This is a genomic window from Kineosporia corallincola (assembly GCF_018499875.1).
GTDB classification, from domain to species: domain Bacteria; phylum Actinomycetota; class Actinomycetes; order Actinomycetales; family Kineosporiaceae; genus Kineosporia; species Kineosporia corallincola.
This window is the reverse complement of the sequence record NZ_JAHBAY010000011.1, coordinates 195,514-217,910: the sequence shown is the minus strand read 5'-3', so window position 1 is coordinate 217,910 and position 22,397 is coordinate 195,514. Positions and strand designations below refer to the sequence as shown.

Below are 22,397 nucleotides of genomic sequence, written 5' to 3'. Positions count from 1 at the left end.
TGGGGACGCCGGGAGCGGGTCGGGGTGCCGGGAGGCCACCCTTGGTCTGTGTGGAAGACCACGGGGGAAGGACTTTTTCATGATGCACAACGCACCCACCGGCAGTCCGTCCGGCGCCCGGCGCCCACCGCAGATCCGGATCGAGGTGGTCACCGGGCCGCCCGGCCGGTTGCGCCGGATCCACACCAACGGCCTGTGGTGGGCCGGGCTGCCCGAGCTGTTCGCCGACCCACCGGCACATTTCACGGCGGGCACCGAGACCGACTGGGCACTGCTGACTTTCCTGCTCGCCGGGGGCCTGGTCTCCCTCGGGCAGGAGCTGCTCGAGGCCGAGGACTTCGACCTGGAGCCGCATCACGACATCTTCCGCGGGCGGCCGGTGCAGCTCTGGCTCGACCGGCACGAGGCCCCCGACGACGACCTGGAACGGGCGCTGGGCTCGGTGGTCGACACGGTCATCCGGGTGGAGTGCTCGCTGTGGGCCCCGCCGCGCTGACCGGCTGCCCGATCGAGCGGTTACCTGGATTTAGCCACCCTTTGTGCCCGACTGAACACGAACAGACTGGTACGTATGGCGTGGGCGTGGCATATTCGGGCGCTCAGGCGCGGGCTTTCGCACGGCGGGTACGAGGGGGTCAGGTGAGGTTCGCTGTCACACTGCGGGACGGCAGGGCCGCCGGCACCCAGACCGAGGCACTGGTCGACGCGCATCCCGACTCCGACCTGGCCGCCCTGATGCCCCACCTGCTGGCAGCTCTGGACGACGAGACGCTCGTGGCCCAGTCGGCGCGGGTGCCGGTCTGGGTCGACGGGCGCCGGGCCGAGCCGCACGACACGCTGCGCTCGGCGGGCATCCGGCCGGGCAGCATCGTCGAGCTGCACGAGCACGAGGAGCAGCCGGTCACCCGGCCCTCGGGCGTCGCCGAGATCCGGGTGGTCAACGGGCCGGGCGCGGGGCGGGTGCACCGGCTCGGGCTGGGGCAGACCGTCATCGGGCACGAGGCGCCCGGTCTCGACCTGCCCGACGCCGACCTGGCCGCCGACGCGCTCACCCTGAGCGCCCGGCCCGGCGGCGCGGTCGAGGTGATCCCCGGCGCCGGAACCAGTTTCACGCTGGCCGGAGAAGAGAAGACGGAGCGCTGCCCGTGGCCGCGCGGCACCTACCTCCAGGCGGCGGGCACGGTGCTGGAGCTGACCACGGTGAGCGAACCCGACGCCGACACCCAGCCCGACGAGACCGGGCTGGGATGGCAGCTGTTCCGCCACACCCGGTCCGCCCGGCCGCGCAGCGGGGCCCGGTTCGTGCTGCCGCCGCGCCCGCCGAGCGGCCGCTCCATCCCCGGCACCGAGCAGCGGCGCCTGCTGAACAAGTGGCTGCGCGACCGGGAGCGGGCCCGCGAGGAGATCCTGACCGCCCTGGCCAAGGAGACCGAGGAGCGCCGGGAGGCCACCCCCGACCCGGCGCTCACGCTGCTCACCGCGGTCGGGCCGGGGCGTCGGCTGTGGGAGCGCCTGCCGCTCGACGACGACTGGCTCCAGCTCAGGCTGGGTCTGGCTCCACAGCCACCACGCACGGTGATCGACGACCGCGACTCCGGGTCCCCGCTGCGGGTCGGCCGCACCCGCTGGCACACCCAGGCGCAGGAGCCCCTGCCGTCGTTGCTGCCCGACGTCCCGGTCACGCTGAACCTCCAGGCCGTGGGGGTGCTCGGGGTCACCGGCAAGGCCGCGGTCATGCACGCCACGGCGCGCTGGCTCGTGGCCCAGTGCGCGGCCTTCCACGCCCCCCGCGAGCTGCGGATCACGGTGCTGACGGGCCAGGACTACGCGTCCCGGCGGCGCTGGGAATGGGTCTCCCGGCTCCCTCATGCCCGCCCCGACGAGGCCTCCGGGGTGTCGGTGCTGATCGGCAACGACCACGACTCGATCGAGCGCAGGCTGCTGGAGCTCGGCAGCCTGGTCGACGAGCGGTTGCGGCACCGCCGGCCGCCGGGCCAGCGGGTCACCGCGTCGCCCGAGGTGCTGGTGGTGTTCGACGGCATCCGCCGGCTGTCCGGGATCCCGGGGGTGCTGCCCCTGCTGGAAGAGGGTGAGAACGCCGGCGTGCACGCGATCTGCCTGGACGAGGAGGAGCAGGCCCTGCCGGAGCTCTGCCGCGCCGTCGTGCTCTGCGGCTCGGAGGGCAGCATCGCCCTCCGCCGGGCGGAATCCCCTGTGCTGGGCGGAGTCCGGCCCGACCTGGTAGAGAGCGCCTGGGCCGACCGCCTCTCCCGCTCGCTCGCCGCCGTGCGCATGGCCACGGTCAGCCAGCGACCCGACCCGACCCCGCCCGCCGAGCCGCTGGCCTGGCCGATCGGGTGGGACGACGTCGGATTCCCGGCGCCGTCCCGCCTCGGATAACCCTTACGGCTCCACGATGTTCTGCACCTCGGCCACCGGGATCAGCTCGGTGACCTCGTTGGCGAGCGGCGCCAGAGCACCACCGCCGCCGTCCGAGCCCACCCATGCCGCCGTCCACGCCGTGCTGGCCGCCACCGGGTACCCACCGGGGTAACCGGTCGACGCATGCTGGAATTCGACCGTGCAGGCGCCGTTCTCGCTCATACCCTGGGTGTAGGACTTGAGCGCCACCTCGGGAGCACAGGTCCTGCTTCCTCCCGGCCAGGCCAGAGTCAGGCCGGAAGTCGTGGCCGTCACCTCGGCCCAGACCGCGGCGCCCGCCCCCACCACCTCGGCCCGGATGAACCGGGTACCTTCCGCACCGCCGACCGAGGCCGGATTGGTCACCCAGAAGAACGTGGGCAGGCCGACCAGCGTGGCGTCGTCCGTGTCGTGCACCTTCGGGTTGCGGTCGATCTCCGGGTCGGGGATCTCCATGTTGTCGCGGGCCGCCTCGGCCAGCTCGTCAGGGGTCACCATGGGGGCGGGAATCGGTTCACCGGCCCCGAAAGCCCGGTACAGGTAGGACTCCCAGGTCGGTGCCACTCCGTCGAACGGGTCGGTGTCACCCGTCTCGCTGGAAGGCAGCCCGTAGTCGACGTAATCGCGCGGGTCGTAGCAGAAAGCCTTGTACCAGGACAGGTCCTGGCCGGCCTCCTCACGCGCGACGGCGTCCTCCCAGTCCTCACGCGGGCCGTAGGTACTCAGGATGCCCCTGGTCTGCACCCCGCCCGTCACCCCGTCGTACCACTCCAGCATCGCGGCGGCGTTCTGGTAGTCACCCGGCGCCGGCTCCCACCAGCAGACCGGGTGCAAGTTCACCGCCATCGTGGTGCCGCCACCCCCACCGGGCGCTGCATTCCCGCTGAAGTGAACCTGCACCGACACCGAATACCCGCCCTGGCCACCGCCCGGGTCGACCTGGTCGGCGCGGGCGCCGATCGGGGCCAGCACGGCCAGGGGCACGGTGGCGGCCGCGGCGGCCAGCCAGGTCAGCCGCCTCATTTCTTCGCCGCACTACACGTCGGGACGTCTTCGGCAGGCCAGGACGTCACCCGCCAGACACCCTGCGAGAGCTTCACTTCCATGGTGATCAGGACTCCTCCGGGAGGGGGTACGAGCACGTAGCCGTTCTGGTCCACCTCGGAGGTGGAATCGAAATGGCAGCCGGTCACGGTGGCGACGTCGCCGTTCACCTTCACCGACGAGACGTTCACCACGAACCGGCCGACCGACCTGCGCCCGGCGGCCTCCTGGGTCTCCGCGCGCTCCCGGGCACTGGTCAGGGCCTGCCCCTGCGCCACCGCCGCCAGGGCGTCCTCGTCCACCGTCCAGGTGTTGGACAGCCGCACCCGCTGGGCGACGTAACCCACCACGGCGTCCACCGCGGCCTTGGCCTTCTGGTTGCGCGCGCGGATCTTGCCCCGTTCCACCCAGGCTCCCTGCCCCTGCGCATCGGCGGGCGTGTAGGTGACGTCGGTGGACGGCGGGGAGGCCTCGCGGGACACCGTGGGGATCGGGCCGGAGCCGGACGGTGCGGGGGTGGAGGTGGCGTCGCCGGAGGACTCGGAGGCGGCGTCGACGGACCCGCCGCCCGACGACCCCGGGTCTTGGCCCGCCCGGTATTCGGGCAGCTCGTAGGGGTTGTCCGAGCCGCAGCCGACGAGGGCTGCCCCGGACACCGCGACCGCCGTCACGACCGCGAAGATCACGCCTGCTCGGCGCCTCATGCCTGGCTCCGGTTCTCTGACTACTCGCAAGTAGGACTTATCGCTTACCTGACCCGAATCGGTGCATCAAACGTTTCCTAACCATCACATCCTGATTAGTGCATAAGGTGCGTCAAGGTGGCATTATCGTCACCCTTCGTGGATTGCCTAGATCGTTGGCGTCACGGGTGATCGCGAACTGCATCAGGATGTGTCGACTGCGTAGTCGGATTCGCTAATCAGACCAGACCGCAAGATCAAGAACAAACCATCCGGAACCGATCCACCTGGGTGGCACGAGGAGATCTGTTGAGCACGCAGGAACGCATCGACGTCCGGTCCCGGGAGTCCGGCAACAAGCCCGACGCGGCGCGGGGGCGCCCCTCCACGCCCGGCTCCGGCGACCGGCTGCCCCGTCCCCCGGGCACCCGCCGCCCCGGCCTCGCCGTGCTCGCGGTGCTGCTGATCGTGCTCGGCGCCGCCGTCGCCGGGCTGCTCGCGCTGCGCCTCGACGACCGCGCGGACGTCCTGGTCGCCCGCACCACCATCGTCGCCGGCCAGCAGATCACCGCCGACAACCTGGCCGTCGCCAAGGTCGCCTCGGACGGCGTCGCGGTGATCACCGCCGACCAGGCCGACCAGGTGATCGGCCGGTTCGCCGGCACCGAGATCCCGCCCGGCCGGCTGATCGACCCCGGCATGCTGGTCACCAGCAGCATGCTCGACGGCAACAAGGCCGCGGTCGGCGTGCCGCTGAGCATCGGCCGTTTCCCGGCCGGCGGCCTGGAGGCCGGCGACGTGGTGCAGGTGGTCCGCGCGGTCGAGGGCGAGGGCTCGGAGATCGCCGCCAAGGCCACGGTCAGCTCCGTGAAGGGTTCCGAGGACGGCGTCTTCGGTTCCGGCGGCGACAACTCCACCGTCGTCACACTCATCGTCACCCGCAACGAGGCAGTGCAGGTCGCCGCCGCGGCCGCCGCCGACCAGATCAGCCTCGTGCTGCTGGAACGCGGGGCCTCCACGAAGGGCAACTGATGGCCCTCGTCGTCCTCGTCTCCGCCAAGGGCGCGCCAGGCGTCACCACGCTCACCGTCGCGCTCGCCGCCCTCACCCCGGGCGCCGTCGCCGCCGACCTCGATCCGGACGGCGGTGACCTCGGGCTGCGCTACCGCCGTCCCGACGGCGCACCGCTCGACGCCGAGCTCGGCCTGCTCTCCCTGGTCGCCGGCCTGCGCCGCGACCTGCCCGGCCAGCGCTGGCTGCCCTCGGTCGAGGCGGGCACCGGCCCGGCCGGCCCGACCCGGCTGGAAGACCACCTCCAGGTCACCGGCGGCGGCCTGGACCTCCTGCTCGGCGTGAACGGACCGGAACAGGCCACCGGCCTGGGCCCGCTCTGGAGCCCCCTGGCCCGCGCCCTGTCGGAGGCCGGGCGCACGGTGTACGCCGACTGCGGCCGGGTCGGCCCGTCCGCCCCGACCATGCCGGTGGTGCACCAGGCCGACGCCGTGATCGTGGTGGCCAGGCCGGAAGTCGAGGAACTCGCCCATCTGCGGGAGCGCCTGCGATTCCTGAACAGTGCAGTGCCGGGGCGGTTCGCCGGACGCGCGCAGATCGGTGTGGTGCTGGTCGCCCCGGAGCGCGACCGGGCCGTGGCCGGCCGCACCGAGCAACTGCTGCACTCCTCCGGCGTCGGTGTGCCGGTGCTCGGCACGATGGCGCTCGACCAGCGCGGCGCCGAGGCCCTGCGCGGCATGAACCGCAGCAGGCTGGCCCGCTCCACGCTGATCCGCTCGGTGCGCTCGCTGTTGCCGTCGGTGAGCCTGCTGGCGGGCACCATCCCGGAGCTCCAGGCCCCGGTGACGTCCACACCTCCCGCACGGGCGGCCGCCCTCAAACCGCCGCCCCCGGTCGCACCCAGCGAGACCAGACCGGCTCCGGTCGAGGCCGTGACACCGGAACCCGTTCCGGTGTCACGGGTTTCCGCAGCCCAGCCGGTCCCCGTCGGCGCGCAGGCGCAGACCCGGCCCCAGACCCGGGAACAGGATCAGGAACGCCGCCCCAACTCCTTCTTCGGCGACTCTCCACCCGTCGACGAAGATCCGGAACTGCTGCCGCTCACCGTCCCCCCGAGCGTCTACGCGCCACAACAGGGCCCCCTGAGCGACCTTTCAATGGGGGACGACGAAAAGACCGCGCAGCGACCCGCCGCCCCGGTGCGGGGATTCGCCGGGCTCACCACACCACCGGAAGCGTTCGCCGACGAGAACACCGACGAGCTGCGGCACACCCGGTCCCGCCGCGCGGCCCTCGGGCGCGACCCGTCCGCCCTGCAAACCTCGGAGCGCCGCCGGGCCCGACGGCACGTGATGCCCTCGGACGAGGCCGAGACCGACTACGACACCGGGATTTCCGGGTCCCGGGTGAATGAGGGGACGCCGTCGTCCGGCACCTGGCTCCAGGAGCACCGCACCGCAAATCCGCAGACCACGTCCGACAAGCACGCCTGGAGCGCGCTGCGCGACCACCCCGACCGTCCCGACCACCCCGACCGTCCCGACGAGCGCGGTGTTCCGGGAACGGGATCCTCCGAGCCGCCACCGCTTCCCCGGCGGCAGCCGCAGGAGATCCCACCGCCGGGTGCCGATCGCCCGCGGGACGCGCGGCGGTTCGGCTACGGCCCCTTCGGCAGTGAGCAGTTCGGGCTTCGCCAGGACGATGCCCCCGCGCACGACCCCGAACCGTCTCCCGTCGAGAACCCGGTCACCGGCGAGATCCGCACCACCGCAGACACTCCCAGCACCGACGAGGCCACCACCGACGAGGCCGGGCGCACCGGTCAGGTGGTGAACCTGCACGGGTCCCGTGCGCCGGCCGACCGCACCGAGCCGCCCGGCGACCTCCGGGCCGGGGGCACCGGATGGATCGCGCCGGACGTCCCGCCGTCCCAGCTCTCGCCCCTGCCACCCGCGGTTCCGACGGCGGTGCCGTCGTCGGTGCTCTCGTCGTCATCAGGTTTCACCGACTCGGCCGACACCCCCGGACCCGCACGTTTCATGCCCACCGACCACACCGCCCTGCTGCGGGAGATCCGCGACCGCGCACGCCGGGGTGCCGACGGCTCCGGCACCTGGGCCGGGCACACCCGGGAGCGGCAGACCGGTGAGCACCCGGTGGCCGGGCCGGCCTCCGGGCCGATCGCCGTCGAACCGATCACCGTCGGGCCGAAAACCGTTGCCCCCGAGCCGACCGGATGGGAACGAACGGACGACGAGGACCGGGACACCGCATCCGTAAGCCCGATCCGCGACCCGTACGAGCCGATGGAGAACCCCGGCACCGGGTCCGGGAACGACGACGGCGGCGACGACGGCGTCGACCGGGCCGGGGGTGATCGCTGATGGCCATCGACCAGCGCGTGGTGCGACGGCTGCGCGAGGAGGTCGCGGACCTGCTCGCCCAGCAACGCCGCGAGGACGCCCTGACCGGCGCCCCGCCGATGAGCGCCGAGGACGAGCGGCAGTACGCCCGGGCGGTGATCGGCCGGGTGCTGGATCTGCACGCCCGGTCGGAACTCTCGCTGGGCCGCACCCCGCCGGAGGTGGACGAGGAGACCGAGCTCGCCGAGGGCATCCACGCGGCGCTGTTCGGGGTCGGGCGGCTTCAGCCCCTGCTCGACGACCCGCTCGTGGAGAACATCGACATCAACGGCTGCGACCAGGTTTTCGTGGGCTATGCGGACGGCCGCGAGATGGCCGTGCCACCGGTGGCCGAGTCCGACGACGAGCTGATCGAGCTGGTGCAGCTGCTCGGCGCCTACTCCGGCCTGACCAGCCGCTCGTTCGACGTCGCCAACCCGCAGCTCGACCTGAGACTTCCCGACGGGTCCCGGCTTTCGGCGGTGATGGGGGTCTGCCCCCGGCCGGCCATCTCGATCCGGCGCTCGCGACTCAGCCGGGTGACGCTGGACCAGCTGGTCAAGAACGAGTCGCTGACGCCGGAACTGGCCTCGTTCCTGTCCGCCGCCGTGCTGGCCCGCAAGAACATCATGATCGCCGGGGCCACCAACGCCGGCAAGACCACCCTGCTGCGTGCCCTGGCTCACGAGATCCCGCCGCAGGAGCGGCTGATCACCGTGGAACGCTCGCTGGAGCTGGGGCTGGGCGAATTCACCGACCTGCATCCGAACGTGGTGCCGCTGGAGGAACGGCTGCCAAACTCCGAGGGCCAGGGGTCGATCGGGATGGCCGACCTGGTGCGCCGCTCGCTGCGGATGAACCCGAGCCGGGTGATCGTCGGCGAGGTGCTCGGCGACGAGATCGTCACCATGCTCAACGCGATGAGCCAGGGCAACGACGGCTCGCTGTCGACCATCCACGCGAACTCGGCGATCGAGGTGTTCAACCGGATCTGCACCTACGCCATCCAGTCCGCCGAGCGACTGCCCACCGACGCCACGATGATGCTGATCGCGGGTGCCATCGACTTCGTGGTGTTCGTGGAACGTCGCAACGACTACGCCGAGGGCGGCAGCCTGCGCCGCATCGTCACCAGCGTGCGCGAGGTCAACGGCGTGGACGGGCGGGTGCTGTCCAGCGAGGTGTTCCAGGCCGGCGCGGACGGCCGGGCCGAGCCCGCGGCGCCGATCTCCTGTGTGGACGAGCTGATCCGGGCCGGGTACGACCCGGCGATGAGCGTGCCGGCCCAGGGCGGGTGGCCGGGATGATCGAGTCGCTGAGTTCCTCCGCCCCGTTCGCGGGCGTGCTCCTGGCCGGGGCCCTGGCCGGCGGCGGCCTGGCCCTGCTGATCGACGCGCTGATCCGGCGGGAACGCGGCACCGCCGGAACCGACGACCGGTCCCTGGGCCGGCGCGCCTCCCGCCGGCTGAGGGGCTTCGGCACCCGCCTGCCCATCGCCGTCCTCGCCGGGGTGTTCACCCTGCTGGTCACTGCCTGGCCGGTGGCCGCGATCGCCGCGGTGACGATGATCCTGGCCTGGCCCGCCCTGATGGGCGGGGCCCGGGAGGAGCGGCAGCAGGCCGACCGGCTGGAGGCACTGGCCCTGTGGACCGAGTCGCTGCGTGACACCATCGCCGGCGCGGTCGGTCTGGAGCAGGCGGTGATCGCGACGTCGCGGGCCGCGCCGGCCCCGATCGCCGACGAGATCATCACCCTGGCCGACCGGCTGCGGGTGCGGGTGCCGCTGCCCACGGCGCTGCACCGGCTGGCCGACGACCTGGACGACGCCAGCGCCGACCTGGTGGTGGCGGCGCTGCTGCTGAACTCCCGGCTGCGTGGGCCGGGCCTGCGGCACGTGCTGACCAGCCTGGCCGACTCGGTGCGGGCCGAGGTGGAGATGCGTGGCCGGGTGACGGCCGGGCGGGCGGCCACCCGGCGCAGCGTGCAGATCGTCGTGGCGGTGACGCTGCTGTTCGTGCTCGGCCTGCGCACCTTCAACCCCGGATACGTGGAGCCGTACCAGCATCCGGGCGGCCAGGTGGTGCTGGCGATCGTGGTCGGCTTCTTCGGCGCGGGCTTCTTCTGGCTGAAACAGCTTGCCTCGTACGACCTTCCGGAGCGGTTCATGCACACCGCCCCGTCGGCCGAGGGGGGTGCCCGGTGATCGCGATCGTGCTGGCCGGCGCCCTGGCCGGGGCCGGTGTGCTGCTGCTGGTGGTCGCCTACTCCCGTCCCGCGATGCGCGGGGTGGGTGCCCCCGCCACGCTCGCGGCGCTGGACGCCGAACGGCAGAAGCAGGCCCAGAACGCCCCGGCGGAGAATGCCGGCGGCGCGGGTGCGGCCTCGGGCCGGGCCGGTGTGACGTCGTCCGTGGGCCGGGGGATCCGGCGGCAACTGGAGCTCTCGGGGATCCGGCTGCCCGCGGGGCTGCGCGCCGACCTCTCCCTGATCGACCGGCCGATCGAGAACCACCTGGCGTACAGCCTTCTCGGTGCCGCGCTGGGCGCGGTCGTGCCGTTCGTGCTGGGCGGGCTGCTGGTCGGGCTGGTCGGTGGCCTGCCGGTGACCACGCCGGTGTTCCTCGGCATCAGCGGCCTGGTGATCGGCGCCATGCTGCCGACGCTCCAGGCCGGCCAGCGGGCCACCGTGCGGCGCCGCGACTTCCGGCACGTGGTCGGCTCGTTCCTCGACCTGGTCGCGCTGAATCTGTCCGGCGGGCGCGGGGTTCCGGAGGCCCTGAACTCCGCGGCCTCGGTCAGTGACGGCTGGGCGATGGTGCGGCTGCGCGACACCCTGGCGATCGCCCGGCTCCAGGGCGTCACCCCGTGGTCGGCCCTGAGCCGGCTCGGCGAGGAGACCGCGGTGGCCGAGCTCAGCGATCTGGGCGCCGCCCTGGAACTGGTCGCGGACGACGGCGCCAAGGTGCGCGAGTCGCTCGCGGCCCGGGCGGCGTCGATGCGCCGGCGCGAGATGGCCGACGCCGAAGGGCGGGCGCAGGCGCGCTCGCAGTCCATGCTCATCGCCCAGCTCCTGCTGGCGGTGGGGTTTCTCATCTTCCTCATCTACCCGGCCATCGTCCGGGTGCTGAGCGGAACCTGATCGACGGATCGACTGATGAAGGAGACGACTCATGAAGAGCGGACCGTTCCGCTTCAGTCCGGCATCGGTAGCCGGGTACGCGGAACTGATCATTCGCCGGCGCGTCGACCGGGCGCGGGCCCGGCAGATCCACGGGCCGGGGGACGTCGGTGCCTCGGTCGTGGAGTGGGTGGTGATCTCGGCGCTGCTGGTCGGGATCGCGGCCGCGGTCGGCGCCGTGCTGCTCCAGAAGCTGCGCGACAAGGCCGACAGCATCAACCTCGACACCGGCGGCATCTGATCCGTCGGGCCCACCGGGACCGGGGTGCCAGCACGATCGAGCTCGCCCTGTACATGCCTCTGCTGCTGTTCGTGATCTTCGCGACCGTGCAGGCGGCGCTGCTGTTCCTCGGCAACCAGGCGGCGTCGGCGGCGGCCCGGGAGGCCGCCCGGGTGGCCCGCACCGGTGGTGGTGCCGCGGCGATCGGCACCGCCGAGGCGCGCGGCCGGGCCTATGCCGCCCAGGTCGGCCGCGGCGTGATCGAGGACGTGTCGGTGCAGGTCAGCATGGCCGGGCCGGACGAGGTGCGCGCCGTGGTGACGGGCCGGGGCATCCAGGTGGTGCCGGGCGTCCCGGGGGTGCGGATCGAGCAGGTCGTGCAGGGGCCCGTCGAGGAATTCCGGCCGGACCTATGAGAAACCTTCGTGGGACGTCCGGGGACACCGGCGCGATGTCGGTCGAGATCGTGCTGATCACGCCGGTTCTCGTGGCCTTCATGCTGCTCGTGGTGGCGTTCGGCCGCTACGTGGCGGTGCGCGGCGATGTGGAGGCGGCGAGCCGGGACGCGGTCCGCGCGGCGTCGCTGGAACGTGACCAGGGGTCGGCGGCCGCGGCGGCCGCCCGCACCGCGAACGCCTCGCTGGGCGGCCGCTGGGTGTGCGAGACGGTCGGGCTGAGCGGTGATTTCGTGGCCGGTGGCACGATCGAGACGGAACTGAGCTGCCGGGTTCCGGTGGACGATCTGGGTCTGCTCGGGCTCCCGGGCTCGGTATCGGTGCGGGCCAGCAGTTCGGCTCCGCTGGACATCTACCGGCGCACCGGAGGCAACCCGTGACGAGACGGCGTGACGACTCCGGCCAGGCAACGGTTTTCGTGGTGGCGTTCGCGGTGGTTCTGCTGGTCCTGGCCGGTCTCGTGGTGGACGGCGGGCTGGCGATCAACGCGCGCCAGAGGGTGACGGACGACGTGGAGCAGGCCGCGCGTGCCGGAGCCCGGGAGATCCAGGTGGACACCCTGCGCGCGGACGGGACGGTCCTCGTGGATCCGGACGCGGCCCAGGCGGCGGCCGCGAGATTCCTGGCCGCCCGGGACTATCCGGCGTCCGGCGTGAGCATCACGGCCGACACCGGGCACGTGGCGGTGCGGGCGACGATCGAGCAGAAGACCGCGCTGCTGTCACTGATCTTTTTCAACAGTTTCACCGTGACCGCCCAGGGCCAGGCCAGGCCGGCGGTGGGCATCACCGGGGAGGGCTTGCCATGACGGCGCATTCAGCGAACCAGCCGACGACGGGCGCCGGCCGGTTCCAGCAGCAGGCACCGTTCGCGCCACGGCGATCGAGGATCGGCGCGCTGTTCTCGGCACTGGCACTGCTCGGCCTGATTGCCGGTCTGCCGGCCGGGCTGTACGTGCTGGCCGCGCCGGTTCTGCGGGACGACGGCCTGACCGACACCCTCAGCCTGACCGGCACGCTGGGCATGAACCAGGTGCTGGCGGTGCTGGTCGTGGTCGCGGCGCTGGCCTGGCTCCAGTTCGTGGTCTGCGTGCTGGTCGAGCTGGGTGCCGCGCTGCGCGGCGGGGTGCTGGCGGCGCCGGTGCCGTTGTCCGGGCCGAGCCAGCGGCTGGCCCGCTGGCTGGTCGGGTCGATGCTGCTGGTCGGCGTGATGGCCGGGCAGATGGGGGTGGCGCAGGCGGCGCCGCGCGCCGACCTGGCCTCGGTCCGGCCCGGCACCTCGGTGTCCGCCGCCGCGGCGGCCGGATCGGCCGACCCGGACACGTTCTACGTGTTCGACGCCAACACCGCGGCGCCCGCGGCCGAACCGGTGGGTCACTCCACCAACCGGCAGCTCACCGCGCGGCAGGCGGCGGCCGAGGCGGCGACCGCGCGCCGGGCCGCGGCGCAGGCCGAGCGGGAGTCCAGCGGGCAGCTCAGCCGCGACGAGCTGGCTCTGGACGGGCACAAGGTCTACATCGTGGAGACGCCGACCGGCCGGCACCACGACACCCTCTGGGAGATCGCCGAGCGCCATCTCGGTGACGGGCGGCGCTACCACGAGATCTACCGGCTGAACGAGGGCCGGATCCAGCCCGACGGGCGCACCCTGCACCTGGCCCGGCTGATCCAGCCGGGCTGGCGGCTGATCATGCCGGAGGACGCCGTCGGGGTGTCCCGGTGGGTGGCCGACCGGAGCGCGGCCTCGGGTTCGGGAGCCGGTTCGGGGGCTGGTTCGGGGGCGGCTTCCGGTGCCGACGAGGGACGCGGGGAGCAGGGATCCGGGCAGCAGTCAGGTTCCGGGGCCGAGGCTCAGGAGGGCGGGCAGAAGGGCGCCGGCGGTTCCGGGCAGCAGGGGGCAGGATCGGGTTCGGAAGCGGGTTCCGGGGCGGCTTCGGGTTCGGATTCCGGTGCGGGTTCGGGATCGGGTGCGGGTTCGGGATCGGGTGCGGGTTCCGGGACGGGTGCGGGTTCCGGTGCGGGCTCGGGTTCCGGTGCGGGCTCGTCGGATTCGGCGGCGGGTCAGGGGACCGGTTCGGGTTCCGGGGTCGGGCAGGGCAACAGCTCGGGCTCGGGTTCTGGCTCGGGCTCGGGTTCTGGCTCGGGCTCGGGCACCGGCTCTGATTCCGGCACCGGGTCGGGCACCGGCTCTGATTCCGGCACCGGGTCGGGCGCGGCGTCCGGCTCCGGCACCGGCGCGGACGGCGGATCGGCCGATTCTTCCGACGGCTCGGCCCGTTCCGCCACCGGCCGGATGCCGAGTGCGGGCGATCCGGGCTACGTCTCGGCGCAGCACCCGGACGTGATCGGCCAGGGCCAGGCGGTACTGCCCACCGATCCCACCCCACCGCGCGGCACCACCGCCCCCGGCGGCGTGGCCGCGAACAGCGCGTCCCCGAGCTCCAGGTCGGCCGGCGCGGCATCGTCCGCGGCCTCCTCCCCGGGCGCCGGCACCACAACCACCACCCGCCCACCGCAGACCCAGAGCCCGGCGCAGAGCCAGACCCAGAGCCCGGGCCGGGCGGCGTCGCAGTCGCAGTCGCCCGGCGCCGCGCTCACTCCCGGCGCCGGGGCCACGGATCTGGAGGCCGGGACGGGTGTTTCGTCGTCCACAAGCGCCCCGGGCGCCAACGAGACCACCGCCCCCTCGACCCCCGTGACCGACGGAAACACCAGCCGGAGTGACGGTTCCGAGCTGCCGGCCGAGCTGATCGGGGCGGGTCTGGTGACGGCGGCGCTGCTCGGCACGCTGCTGCTGATCCGCCGCAGACGGCGCGGCGGGCCGGACCAGCCGGGCGAGTTCGAGCGGGAGACCGAGGTGTGGCTGCGCACCGGCGCGGACGCCGACCGCGGCGCCCTGCTCGACCTGGCCCTGCGGTCGCTGCCCCGGGCCTGCCGGGAGGCGCAGCTCCCGCTGCCCCAGGCGTACGGCGCGGTGGTCGACGACGAGGGCCTGGACCTGCTGCTGACGATGGCGCACGCGTCCGCCCCACCGCCCTGGGCCGGGCTCGACGACGGCCTGCGCTGGCGGCTCACCTACGCCGACGCCCAGCACCTGGTGGCGCACGGCGACAGCGCCTACCCGCTGCTGGCCTCGGTCGGGCGCGACCACCAGGGCCGGGACGCCCTGATCAACCTGGGTGCGGCGGCCGGCCCGGTCGCGGTGGTGGGCACCCCGGCGATGGCGGCGTCCGTGGTCCGGGCCCTGGCCCTGGGTCTGGCCGGCAACCCTTGGTCGCGCGGCATCGAGGTGCTCACGGCCGACCTTCCGGCGGCACTGCCGGCCATCGCGGCGGGCCGGCTGATCCCCTGCACCGGCGCGAAATCCCTGACCGAGCAACTGGAACAGGGCTCGACCCGGATGCCCCGTACCGGCCCGGTGCAGATCCTCACCGGCGGCCCGGTGCCGGGAAGCCGGCCCGAGCGGGTGGCGATCTACGGTGCGCCGCTGAACGTGCAGACGGCGTCCCGGCTCCAGACCGTGGTGGGGCGGGGCGCCGACCTGGCCGTGGTGGTCACCGGCGAGTTGCCCGGTGCCCGCTGGCGACTGCGGGTGGACGACGCGGGTGTGCTCACCTGCGACGAACTCTCGTTGCAGGTCACCGCGAACCGGCTGGGCGACGGCAGCATCGAGCGCCTGCACTCGCTGTTCGTCTCGGCCGGCACTCCCGACCTGCCGACGGCGACCGGGCCGGAGGGCGAGCGCGTGGTCGGTCCGGACGGTCCCGACGGCGTGGTGGAGACTGACGACATCACCTGGGCGCAGGCCGCGGTGCGGGTCGGGATCGTCGGCGAGGTGGAGGTGCAGGCCCCCGGCACGATCGACCCGCGGCGCCTGGCCGTGGCCGAGGAGATCCTGGCCTACCTGGCCCTGCACCCGGCGGGCACCCACCCGACCGTGCTCGGCGCGGCGATCTGGCCGCGTGGCGTCACGGCCGACGTGCGCGACGACATGCTCGCCGAGGTGCGGGAGTGGCTGGGCCGGGACCCGTCGGGCCACCCCCGGCTGCGCGAGGGCTCGGACGGCCGGCTGCGGCTGGCCGCCGAGGTGCCCTGCGACTGGGACGTGCTGCGCACCCTGCTGAACCGGTCAGAGCGCACCCGCGACCGGTCCCGCGAGCGCGACCTGCTGGTGCGGGCCCTGCACCTGGTGCGCGGCCCGCTGGTGGGCGGCATCGCCCACGGCACCTACACCTGGCTGCCGCGCACCGGCACGGAACGTCAGGCGGAGCACCTGATTCTGGACGCCGCGAGCCGGCTGTGCCGGATCAGCTCCGAGGACGGCGACCAGCTGGCCGTGGAGCAGGCGGCGACCGCGGGGCTGCGGGCGGTGCCGCACGCGCAGCACCTGTGGCGCTACATCATCCGCGCCGAGTACGCGCTCGGCGGCCCGTCCCGTCTGCACGACGTCACCGAGCACGTGCGGTTCGTGCTGGCGTCGTCGGGGGTGGACATGGAGCCCGAGACCGCCACGCTCATCGACCACCTGGCCGGGAGCGCGCAGGCACCCTCGGGAACCTTCTGACGAGAATCACGACCACCGGCCGTATCTCGACGCGGCCCCGACCGTCCGGAAGCCGTTGCACGACACCTTGCCGCTGAACTTCGGGGTGATCCGCTGGGTCAGAGCGCCCTTGACCGGGCGGGAGGAGTCGTGAGTGTTGTTGACCAGCCGGGGAAATCCGGAGAGGGCCGTGCTGACCACCTTGTTGCCCGAACCGGTGACGTGGTTGCCGATCACCGCGGCGTCATAGTTCTTCACCCACTGCGCCCCGGCCGGCGGCTCGATCCGCTGCTGGGCGATCAGGTTGTTGCGCACCTGCACCCCGCGGCTGGCGTAGCCGATGATCACCCCGGCGGCGACCCGGGTGATGGTGTTGCGGCGGATCGTCACGTCGCCCGCGCCGGTGGCGGAGGTCGGGCCGGCCGCCTTCACCGCGGCTCCGTTCTCCGCGTTGAACATGACGTTCCGCTCGATCACGCCCGGTCCGGAACGGTACCCCGGCATCAGGTAGATGTTGTGGTAGTTCATGAACGCGTCGCCGTCGGCGTTGTTGTCGTGGATGCAGTTGTCCGCGATCCGGTAGTTCTTCGGCACGCCGTTCTTCTTCGACGCGCTGACCATCACGTTCGACACCCCGACGGATCCCCACACCTCGGAGTTCACGAACGCCCAGCCGGTGCCGCCGTCGAACTTGACCAGGAACTCCTTGCGCCCGTCGGCCGGGTTGCGGGTGACGTCGATGCCGCTCACCCGCCAGTAGTCGGCGTTCTCCAGCTGGAGCGTCCCCTTGATGACCACCCGCTCGCCGGGCGCGTTCTGGAGCCGGATCGGGGCGTCGGCCCGGCCCGGGGAGGCGCCGTACCCGGCGGCTCCCACGTAGGTGCCGCCCTGCACGACGATCGTGTCGCCGGGCTGCGCCAGCTTGATCGCCTTGGTGATCGTGGCCAGTGGGCTGTGCCGCCCGGCCGCCATCCGGGTGGTGCCGTCGCTGCCCTCCGGTGACACGTAGAGCACCCGCCCGGGCGGCGGGGAGTCGGCGTGCGAGGGCGGGGCGGACAGCGCGGCCGAGACCGCCACCGAGGCCACCGCCGCGGACGCGACGGAGATGCCGAGGACCAGGGGACGATGGTTGCGTCGGGTCAGCACATCCGGTTACTCGGACCCACCTGCCCCCCGCTTGAGCGACGTTCTCATCCCCGGCTGATGATGATGAGCGCCCGGTCGTCGCCGTCCTCGGTCCGGATCGCCCCGGTGATGTGCGCGGCGGCCCCCTCCACCCCGCGGGCGATCAGCGGGTCGGCGCGGCCGACCAGCCGGTCGATCCCGCGCCCGACGTCGAGGCACCGGCTCTCCACCAGGCCGTCGGTGTAGAGCATCAGCGCGTCGCCGCGCTCCAGCCGGCCCCGGGTCGCCGGGTAGGCGGCATCGGCGATCAGCCCCAGCGCGGGCCCCTGTTCGCCGTCCAGCACCTCCCAGCGGCCGGACCCGGCGTGGTAGTGCGCGGCCGGTGGGTGCCCGGCGCCGGTGACCGCGAACCAGCCTCCGACCAGGTCCAGGCTGACGTGCACGGCCGTGGCGAACCCCTCTTGCAGCAGCTCGCTGCCCAGCCGCACCACGTGGTGGTTGGCGGTGGCCAGAAAGCGGGACGCGGGGACGGCGTCGAGCAGGGCCCGCATCGCCCCGGCCAGCAGCAGGGCCCGGGCCCCGGCCCGGTAGCCGTTGCCGGACACGTCGACCAGCACCACCTCCAGGGCGTCCGGGCCGGGCTGCTGAGTGACCAGGAAGTCGCCGCTGAAGGTGTCGCCGTGGGCCGGGCGCAGGTCGGTGTCGAAGCGCCAGCCGTCCGGCAGCCGGGGCCCGGCCGAGCGGATCAGCATCTCGTTGCGCAGGTCGAGCAGCACCGCGTCGGCGGTGTGCAGCGCGCCCAGCCCGGATTCGGCGGCGTCGCGCTCGCGGCGCTGGATCCAGCCGATCAGCACGGCCCCGAGCAGCACCATGGTGACCGGCAGGAGCGACCAGAACTGCTGGCCGGTCAGGGTGAGCACGATCAGCACGATGACGGCGATCAGCGCGGCGTCACGCACCAGGTGCCGGGGGCGCACCACGGCCGACCCGAGCACCAGGAAGAGCCCGACGCAGGCGGCGGGCAGGAAGTTCTGGGCGTACTCGGCGACCAGGGCGAACACCAGGGCCGCCGTGGCGTTCAGCCAGAGCCGGCGGGGCCCGGGCCGGCTGCCGTGGTCGATCCACCGGCGCAGGCTGATGCCGGGATCCACGCGACGGTCGGCCGTCCGCGCCGCCGGAGGGGACGCGGATGCCGGGCGCGGCTGCTCAGACCCCGGGGTGCGGGGCCCGGGCAGCCGCGACGAGCCGTGGTTCGACGTGGCCATAGCCCGATCTTAGCCAGACTGTAACCAAATAACCACGATGAGTAATCAGAGTGCCTTATTCGGGCAGCGCCGGCAGGTCGCCCGTGGTCTCGTAGCCACTGAGCTGGTCGATCCGCCGGATGTGCCGCGGGTTCTCGCTGAACGGCTCGGCCAGGAACGCCTCGACGAAGCCGGTGGCCTCGTCGAGCGAGTGCATGCGGCCGCCGACGGCGATCACGTTGGCGTTGTTGTGCTGACGGCCGAGCCGGGCGGTCTCCAGGCTCCAGGCCAGCGCGGCCCGGACACCCTTCACCTTGTTGGCGGCGATCTGCTCGCCGTTGCCGGAGCCACCGATGACGACGCCGAGACTGCCCGGGTCGGCCACCACGGCCTCGCCGGCCCGCAGGCAGAACGGCGGGTAATCGTCCTCGGGGTCGTACTGGTGCGGACCGTGATCGATGATCTCGTGCCCGGCTTCGCCGAGGTGCTTGGCCAGATGCTGCTTCAGTTCCAGACCCGCGTGGTCGGAACCCAGATGGACGCGCATGGTGCCCAGTGTGGCACTCCCGGACCGGACTCTCACCGGGAGCACCACACCCCCGGCGACTCAGACGTCGAACTGCGGCGACTCCGTGCGGGTGCGCTTGAGCTCGAAGAAGTACGGGTTGGACGAGACCAGCAGGGTGCCGTCCCAGAGCTTGCCCGCGTCCTCACCGGTGGGCACCCGGGTGATCACCGGGCCGAAGAAGGCGGTGTCGTTGAACGCCACGACCGGCGTGCCGACGTCTTCACCCACCTTGCTGATGCCCTCGGAGTGACTGGCCCGCAGCTGCTCGTCGTACTCGTCCGAGGTGGCGTACTTCGCCAGGTCGGCCGGCAGGCCCACCTCGGCGAGAGCCTTCTCGATGACGACGGAGTAGTCCTTCTCCTTCTTGTAGTGGATCTGCGCGCCCATCGCGTCGTACAGCGGCTTCACGTGCTTCTCGCCGTGCAGCTCACGGGCGGCGATGACGACCCGGACCGGGCCCCAGCCGCGGTCCATCAGGTCGCGGTAGTCCTGCGGCAGGTCACGGCCCTCGTTCAGCACGGACAGGCTCATGACGTGCCACTTCACGTCGACCTCGCGCACCTTCTCGACCTCGAGCATCCACCGGGAGGTGGCCCAGGCGAAGGGGCACAGCGGGTCGAACCAGAAGTCGGCGGTGGCGCGTTCGCTCATCGGTGGAGGCCTCTCGGTGAAGATGGACGGGACGGGTTCCCGAGCGACCACAACACCGCTCCCCGCGCGTGTCATCCCGGCCGGGCCGCACATCGCCGCACACCGCCAGGACGACCGCTCACCGGTAGTGAGAGGATCCGGCTTGAGCAAATCGCACCCCAGCGCCACGCCGGTGACCGGGGCGGAGGGCCGAGACCCGGCACCCCTCGCCGCCGGTTCTGCGACGCCCCACCGAGGAGGACCCTGTGCCCGGTACGAACCTGACCCGCGACGAGGCTGCCGCACGCGCCGCCGCGTTCACGGTGCAGTCGTATGACATCGACCTGGACCTGACGACCGGTCCCGACACCTTCCGGTCCGTCACCACGGTGAAGTTCACGAGCGGCCCCACGCCGTCCACCGATCTGTTCATCGACCTGATCGCCCCGACCGTGCACGAGGTCGTGCTGAACGGCACCGCGCTGGACGTGGCCGAGGTGGTCAGCACCGCGCGGATCGCCCTGCCCGGCATCGTCGAGGGCGCCAACGAACTGCGGGTGGTGGCCGACGGCGAGTACATGCAGACCGGCGAGGGCCTGCACCGCTTCGTCGACCCGGTGGACGGCGAGACCTACCTCTACACCCAGTTCGAGGTGGCCGACGCGCGGCGGGTGTTCGCCTGCTTCGACCAGCCCGACCTGAAGTCCGTGTACACCTGGACGGTCAAGGCCCCCAGCCACTGGCACGTGGTCACGGTGGCCACCGCGGTCGAGCCGGAGCCGGTCGACGGCACCACCTCGGTGTGGCGTTTCGCTCCCACCGAGCTGATGAGCCCCTACGTCACCGCGCTGGTCGCCGGCCCGTACCACCGGGTCACCGACGAGCTGACGGTGCGTGACGGCCGGGTCATCCCGCTCGGCGTGTTCGCCCGTAAGTCGCTGGCCGAGCACCTGGACGCCGACAACGTCATCGCGATCACCAAGGCCGGGTTCACCTGGTTCGAGGAGACCTTCGACTGCGACTACCCGTTCCCCAAGTACGACCAGCTGTTCGTGCCGGAGTTCAACGCCGGGGCGATGGAGAACGCGGGCACGGTCACCATCACCGAGGTCTACGTGTTCCGCTCGCGGGTGCCGAAGGCCCTGATCGAGCGCCGCGCCCTGACCATCCTGCACGAGCTGGCGCACATGTGGTTCGGCGACCTGGTCACCATGCGCTGGTGGGACGACCTGTGGCTGAACGAGTCGTTCGCCGAGTACGCGAGCACCCGCTGCCAGGCCGAGGCCACCGAGTGGGCCACCTCCTGGACCACTTTCAGCAGCGCGGAGAAGTCCTGGGCGTACCGGCAGGACCAGCTCAGCTCCACCCACCCGATCGTCGCCGACATGCGCGACCTGGAAGACGTCGAGGTCAACTTCGACGGGATCACCTACGCCAAGGGCGCTTCCGTGCTCAAGCAGCTGGTGCACTGGGTGGGCCAGGCCGACTTCGACGCCGGGCTGCGGCAGTACTTCAAGACCCATGCCTGGGGCAACACCACACTGAAGGACCTGCTCGGGCACCTGGAGCAGACCAGCGGCCGCGACCTGGACAGCTGGTCGCAGGCCTGGCTCCAGACCGCCGGGGTGAACACCCTGCGCCCGGTGATCGAGACCGGCGAGGACCGGGTGATCACCCGCTTCGCGATCGCCCAGGAGGCCACCGCCGAGTACCCGCACCTGCGTCCGCACCGTCTCGTGGTGGGCGGGTACGACCTGGTGGAGGGCAGGCTGCGCCGCACCACCCGGATCGAGCTCGACGTCACCGGCGAGCTCACCGAGGTGCCGCAGCTGACCGGCAGCGCCCGGCCCGACCTGATCCTGATCAACGACGAAGACCTGGCGTACACCAAGATTCGCCTGGACGCCGGGTCGCTGGACACCGCGATCGGTCACCTCTCGGACTTCGAGGACTCCCTGGCCCGCACCCTGATCTGGGGCGCGGCCTGGGACATGACCCGCGACGCCGAGCTGCCCGCGCGCACTTTCGCCGACCTGGTGCTGTCGCACATCGCCTCGGTCGACGACCCGAGCGTGGCCCAGACCCTGCTGCGCCAGCTCTCCGCCACGCTGGAGTCGTACGTCGCGCCGGAGTTCCGCGAGGAGACCTCGGTGGCGGCGGCGGACCGGCTGCTCGCCCTGCTGAAGACGGCCGAGCCGGGCAGCGACACGCAGCTGCTGCTGGCCCGTTCGTTCGCCGCGCACGCGAGCACCAAGGAGCAGCTCGGCGCGATCGCCGCCCTGCTGTCCGGCGACCTGGTGGTCGAGGGGCTGGCCGTCGACACCGAGATGCGCTGGGGGCTGCTCACCGCCCTGGTCGCCGGTGGTCTGGCCGGCGAGCCGGAGATCACCGCCGAGCTGGCCCGCGACGACACGGCCACCGGCCGGGTGCACGCCGCCGCGGCCCGGGCCGCGGTGCCGACCGCCGAGGCCAAGGCGGCGGCCTGGAAGAGCGTGGTGGAGGACGGCGATTTGCCGAACACCGTGCAGCAGGCCGTGATCGGTGGTTTCAGCCGGGTGCACGACCGGGCCCTGCTGGCGCCCTACGTGGCGCCGTACTTCGCCGCGCTGTCCGGGTTGTACGCGGAGCGCACCAGCGAGATGGCCGCCCAGATCGCGACCGGGCTGTACCCCTCGGGGCAGCCGGTCACCGAAGTGCTGGCGGCCACGCAGACCTGGCTGGACGGCACCGACGCCGAGCCGGCGCTGCGCCGTCTGGTGGTGGAGGGCCGGGACGCCGTGGAGCGGGCCGGCCGGGCCCAGGCACGTGATCTCCAGGGCTGACGTCGCCGCGTGAATGTCTGGGAACCCGGAGCGATCCGGGTTCCCAGACGTTC

The 22,397-nt window shown here is 72.7% G+C and carries 19 protein-coding genes; 13 read left to right on the top strand and 6 right to left on the bottom strand.

Annotation, left to right across the window (positions count from 1 at the left end; genetic code table 11):
• Positions 1-79 precede the first annotated feature (79 nt).
• Both KIH74_RS25180 and KIH74_RS25175 read left to right on the top strand, forming a co-directional pair.
• Positions 80-496 carry a hypothetical protein gene (locus tag KIH74_RS25180; protein WP_214158671.1) on the top strand — a complete coding sequence of 139 codons (417 nt, stop codon included), beginning with the start codon at positions 80-82 and terminating at the stop codon, positions 494-496.
• A 143-nt stretch (positions 497-639) separates the two neighbouring features.
• A complete protein-coding gene (locus tag KIH74_RS25175) occupies positions 640-2,400 on the top strand; it encodes a hypothetical protein (RefSeq protein WP_214158670.1) in 1,761 nt (586 codons plus the stop codon).
• A gap of 3 nt (positions 2,401-2,403) precedes the next feature.
• Here the strand turns inward: KIH74_RS25175 and KIH74_RS25170 are convergent, their stop codons facing one another.
• Together KIH74_RS25170 and KIH74_RS25165 are read right to left on the bottom strand one after the other, a co-directional pair.
• Positions 2,404-3,444 carry a hypothetical protein gene (locus KIH74_RS25170; protein WP_214158669.1) on the bottom strand — a complete coding sequence of 347 codons (1,041 nt, stop codon included), beginning with the start codon at positions 3,442-3,444 and terminating at the stop codon, positions 2,404-2,406.
• A complete protein-coding gene (locus KIH74_RS25165) occupies positions 3,441-4,169 on the bottom strand; it encodes a hypothetical protein (protein ID WP_214158667.1) in 729 nt (242 codons plus the stop codon). The genes KIH74_RS25170 and KIH74_RS25165 overlap by 4 nt, the downstream gene beginning before the upstream one ends.
• Before the next feature lie 288 nt (positions 4,170-4,457).
• Here KIH74_RS25165 and KIH74_RS25160 point away from each other — a divergent pair, with 288 nt between their 5' ends.
• From KIH74_RS25160 to KIH74_RS37975, 10 genes are read left to right on the top strand one after another with little or no spacing between them, the layout of a single operon-like run.
• Positions 4,458-5,180: an SAF domain-containing protein gene (locus KIH74_RS25160; protein WP_214158666.1), complete on the top strand. Its 723-nt coding sequence runs from the start codon at positions 4,458-4,460 to the stop codon at positions 5,178-5,180.
• Positions 5,180-7,543 (top strand): hypothetical protein, encoded by a 2,364-nt coding sequence (locus tag KIH74_RS25155; RefSeq protein WP_214158664.1) that lies wholly within the window; start codon positions 5,180-5,182, stop codon positions 7,541-7,543. Before KIH74_RS25160 ends, KIH74_RS25155 begins: the two co-directional genes overlap by 1 nt.
• A complete protein-coding gene (locus KIH74_RS25150) occupies positions 7,543-8,868 on the top strand; it encodes a TadA family conjugal transfer-associated ATPase (protein ID WP_214158662.1) in 1,326 nt (441 codons plus the stop codon). The genes KIH74_RS25155 and KIH74_RS25150 overlap by 1 nt, the downstream gene beginning before the upstream one ends.
• Complete coding sequence (locus KIH74_RS25145) at positions 8,865-9,764, top strand: type II secretion system F family protein (protein WP_214158661.1); 900 nt, start codon at positions 8,865-8,867, stop codon at positions 9,762-9,764. Before KIH74_RS25150 ends, KIH74_RS25145 begins: the two co-directional genes overlap by 4 nt.
• The gene (locus KIH74_RS38890) at positions 9,761-10,699 is read left to right on the top strand and encodes a type II secretion system F family protein (RefSeq protein WP_214158660.1); all 939 of its coding nucleotides are present in this window, start codon (positions 9,761-9,763) and stop codon (positions 10,697-10,699) included. Before KIH74_RS25145 ends, KIH74_RS38890 begins: the two co-directional genes overlap by 4 nt.
• Positions 10,700-10,730: 31 nt before the next feature.
• The gene (locus KIH74_RS25135) at positions 10,731-10,979 is read left to right on the top strand and encodes a hypothetical protein (RefSeq protein ID WP_214158658.1); all 249 of its coding nucleotides are present in this window, start codon (positions 10,731-10,733) and stop codon (positions 10,977-10,979) included.
• The gene (locus KIH74_RS25130) at positions 10,976-11,374 is read left to right on the top strand and encodes a TadE/TadG family type IV pilus assembly protein (RefSeq protein WP_281431442.1); all 399 of its coding nucleotides are present in this window, start codon (positions 10,976-10,978) and stop codon (positions 11,372-11,374) included. Before KIH74_RS25135 ends, KIH74_RS25130 begins: the two co-directional genes overlap by 4 nt.
• Entirely contained in the window at positions 11,371-11,793 is a 423-nt protein-coding gene (locus tag KIH74_RS25125) for a TadE/TadG family type IV pilus assembly protein (protein WP_214158655.1), read from the top strand. Before KIH74_RS25130 ends, KIH74_RS25125 begins: the two co-directional genes overlap by 4 nt.
• Positions 11,790-12,221, top strand: a complete 432-nt coding sequence (locus tag KIH74_RS25120; RefSeq protein ID WP_214158654.1) for a pilus assembly protein TadG-related protein — start codon at positions 11,790-11,792, stop codon at positions 12,219-12,221. The genes KIH74_RS25125 and KIH74_RS25120 overlap by 4 nt, the downstream gene beginning before the upstream one ends.
• Positions 12,218-15,976 carry an AfsR/SARP family transcriptional regulator gene (locus KIH74_RS37975; RefSeq protein ID WP_214158653.1) on the top strand — a complete coding sequence of 1,253 codons (3,759 nt, stop codon included), beginning with the start codon at positions 12,218-12,220 and terminating at the stop codon, positions 15,974-15,976. The genes KIH74_RS25120 and KIH74_RS37975 overlap by 4 nt, the downstream gene beginning before the upstream one ends.
• Before the next feature lie 6 nt (positions 15,977-15,982).
• Here KIH74_RS37975 and KIH74_RS25110 read toward each other — a convergent pair whose 3' ends face one another.
• Genes KIH74_RS25110 through KIH74_RS25095 form a run of 4 tightly spaced genes read right to left on the bottom strand, consistent with a single transcriptional unit; the run spans position 15,983 to position 19,543 of the window.
• Positions 15,983-17,101 (bottom strand): DUF1565 domain-containing protein, encoded by a 1,119-nt coding sequence (locus KIH74_RS25110; RefSeq protein ID WP_214158652.1) that lies wholly within the window; start codon positions 17,099-17,101, stop codon positions 15,983-15,985.
• Between the two features lie 44 nt (positions 17,102-17,145).
• Positions 17,146-18,345 carry a PP2C family protein-serine/threonine phosphatase gene (locus tag KIH74_RS25105; protein WP_214158650.1) on the bottom strand — a complete coding sequence of 400 codons (1,200 nt, stop codon included), beginning with the start codon at positions 18,343-18,345 and terminating at the stop codon, positions 17,146-17,148.
• Between the two features lie 55 nt (positions 18,346-18,400).
• Positions 18,401-18,871: a ribose-5-phosphate isomerase gene (locus KIH74_RS25100; RefSeq protein ID WP_214158648.1), complete on the bottom strand. Its 471-nt coding sequence runs from the start codon at positions 18,869-18,871 to the stop codon at positions 18,401-18,403.
• Positions 18,872-18,931: 60 nt separating this feature from the next.
• The gene (locus KIH74_RS25095; RefSeq protein ID WP_214158647.1) at positions 18,932-19,543 is read right to left on the bottom strand and encodes a mycothiol-dependent nitroreductase Rv2466c family protein; all 612 of its coding nucleotides are present in this window, start codon (positions 19,541-19,543) and stop codon (positions 18,932-18,934) included.
• Positions 19,544-19,788: 245 nt separating this feature from the next.
• Here KIH74_RS25095 and pepN point away from each other — a divergent pair, with 245 nt between their 5' ends.
• Positions 19,789-22,344: an aminopeptidase N gene (gene pepN, locus KIH74_RS25090; RefSeq protein WP_214158645.1), complete on the top strand. Its 2,556-nt coding sequence runs from the start codon at positions 19,789-19,791 to the stop codon at positions 22,342-22,344.
• Positions 22,345-22,397: the final 53 nt, after the last annotated feature.

Coding starts and splice junctions, on each gene's coding strand:
- KIH74_RS25180 (WP_214158671.1), top strand. CDS start 80: ATGATGCACAACGCACCCACCGGCAGTCCGTCCGGCGCCCGGCGCCCA.
- KIH74_RS25170 (WP_214158669.1), bottom strand. CDS start 3,444: ATGAGGCGGCTGACCTGGCTGGCCGCCGCGGCCGCCACCGTGCCCCTG.
- KIH74_RS25165 (WP_214158667.1), bottom strand. CDS start 4,169: ATGAGGCGCCGAGCAGGCGTGATCTTCGCGGTCGTGACGGCGGTCGCG.
- KIH74_RS25155 (WP_214158664.1), top strand. CDS start 5,180: ATGGCCCTCGTCGTCCTCGTCTCCGCCAAGGGCGCGCCAGGCGTCACC.
- KIH74_RS25150 (WP_214158662.1), top strand. CDS start 7,543: ATGGCCATCGACCAGCGCGTGGTGCGACGGCTGCGCGAGGAGGTCGCG.
- KIH74_RS25145 (WP_214158661.1), top strand. CDS start 8,865: ATGATCGAGTCGCTGAGTTCCTCCGCCCCGTTCGCGGGCGTGCTCCTG.
- KIH74_RS25135 (WP_214158658.1), top strand. CDS start 10,731: ATGAAGAGCGGACCGTTCCGCTTCAGTCCGGCATCGGTAGCCGGGTAC.
- KIH74_RS25125 (WP_214158655.1), top strand. CDS start 11,371: ATGAGAAACCTTCGTGGGACGTCCGGGGACACCGGCGCGATGTCGGTC.
- KIH74_RS37975 (WP_214158653.1), top strand. CDS start 12,218: ATGACGGCGCATTCAGCGAACCAGCCGACGACGGGCGCCGGCCGGTTC.
- KIH74_RS25105 (WP_214158650.1), bottom strand. CDS start 18,345: ATGGCCACGTCGAACCACGGCTCGTCGCGGCTGCCCGGGCCCCGCACC.
- KIH74_RS25100 (WP_214158648.1), bottom strand. CDS start 18,871: ATGCGCGTCCATCTGGGTTCCGACCACGCGGGTCTGGAACTGAAGCAG.
- KIH74_RS25095 (WP_214158647.1), bottom strand. CDS start 19,543: ATGAGCGAACGCGCCACCGCCGACTTCTGGTTCGACCCGCTGTGCCCC.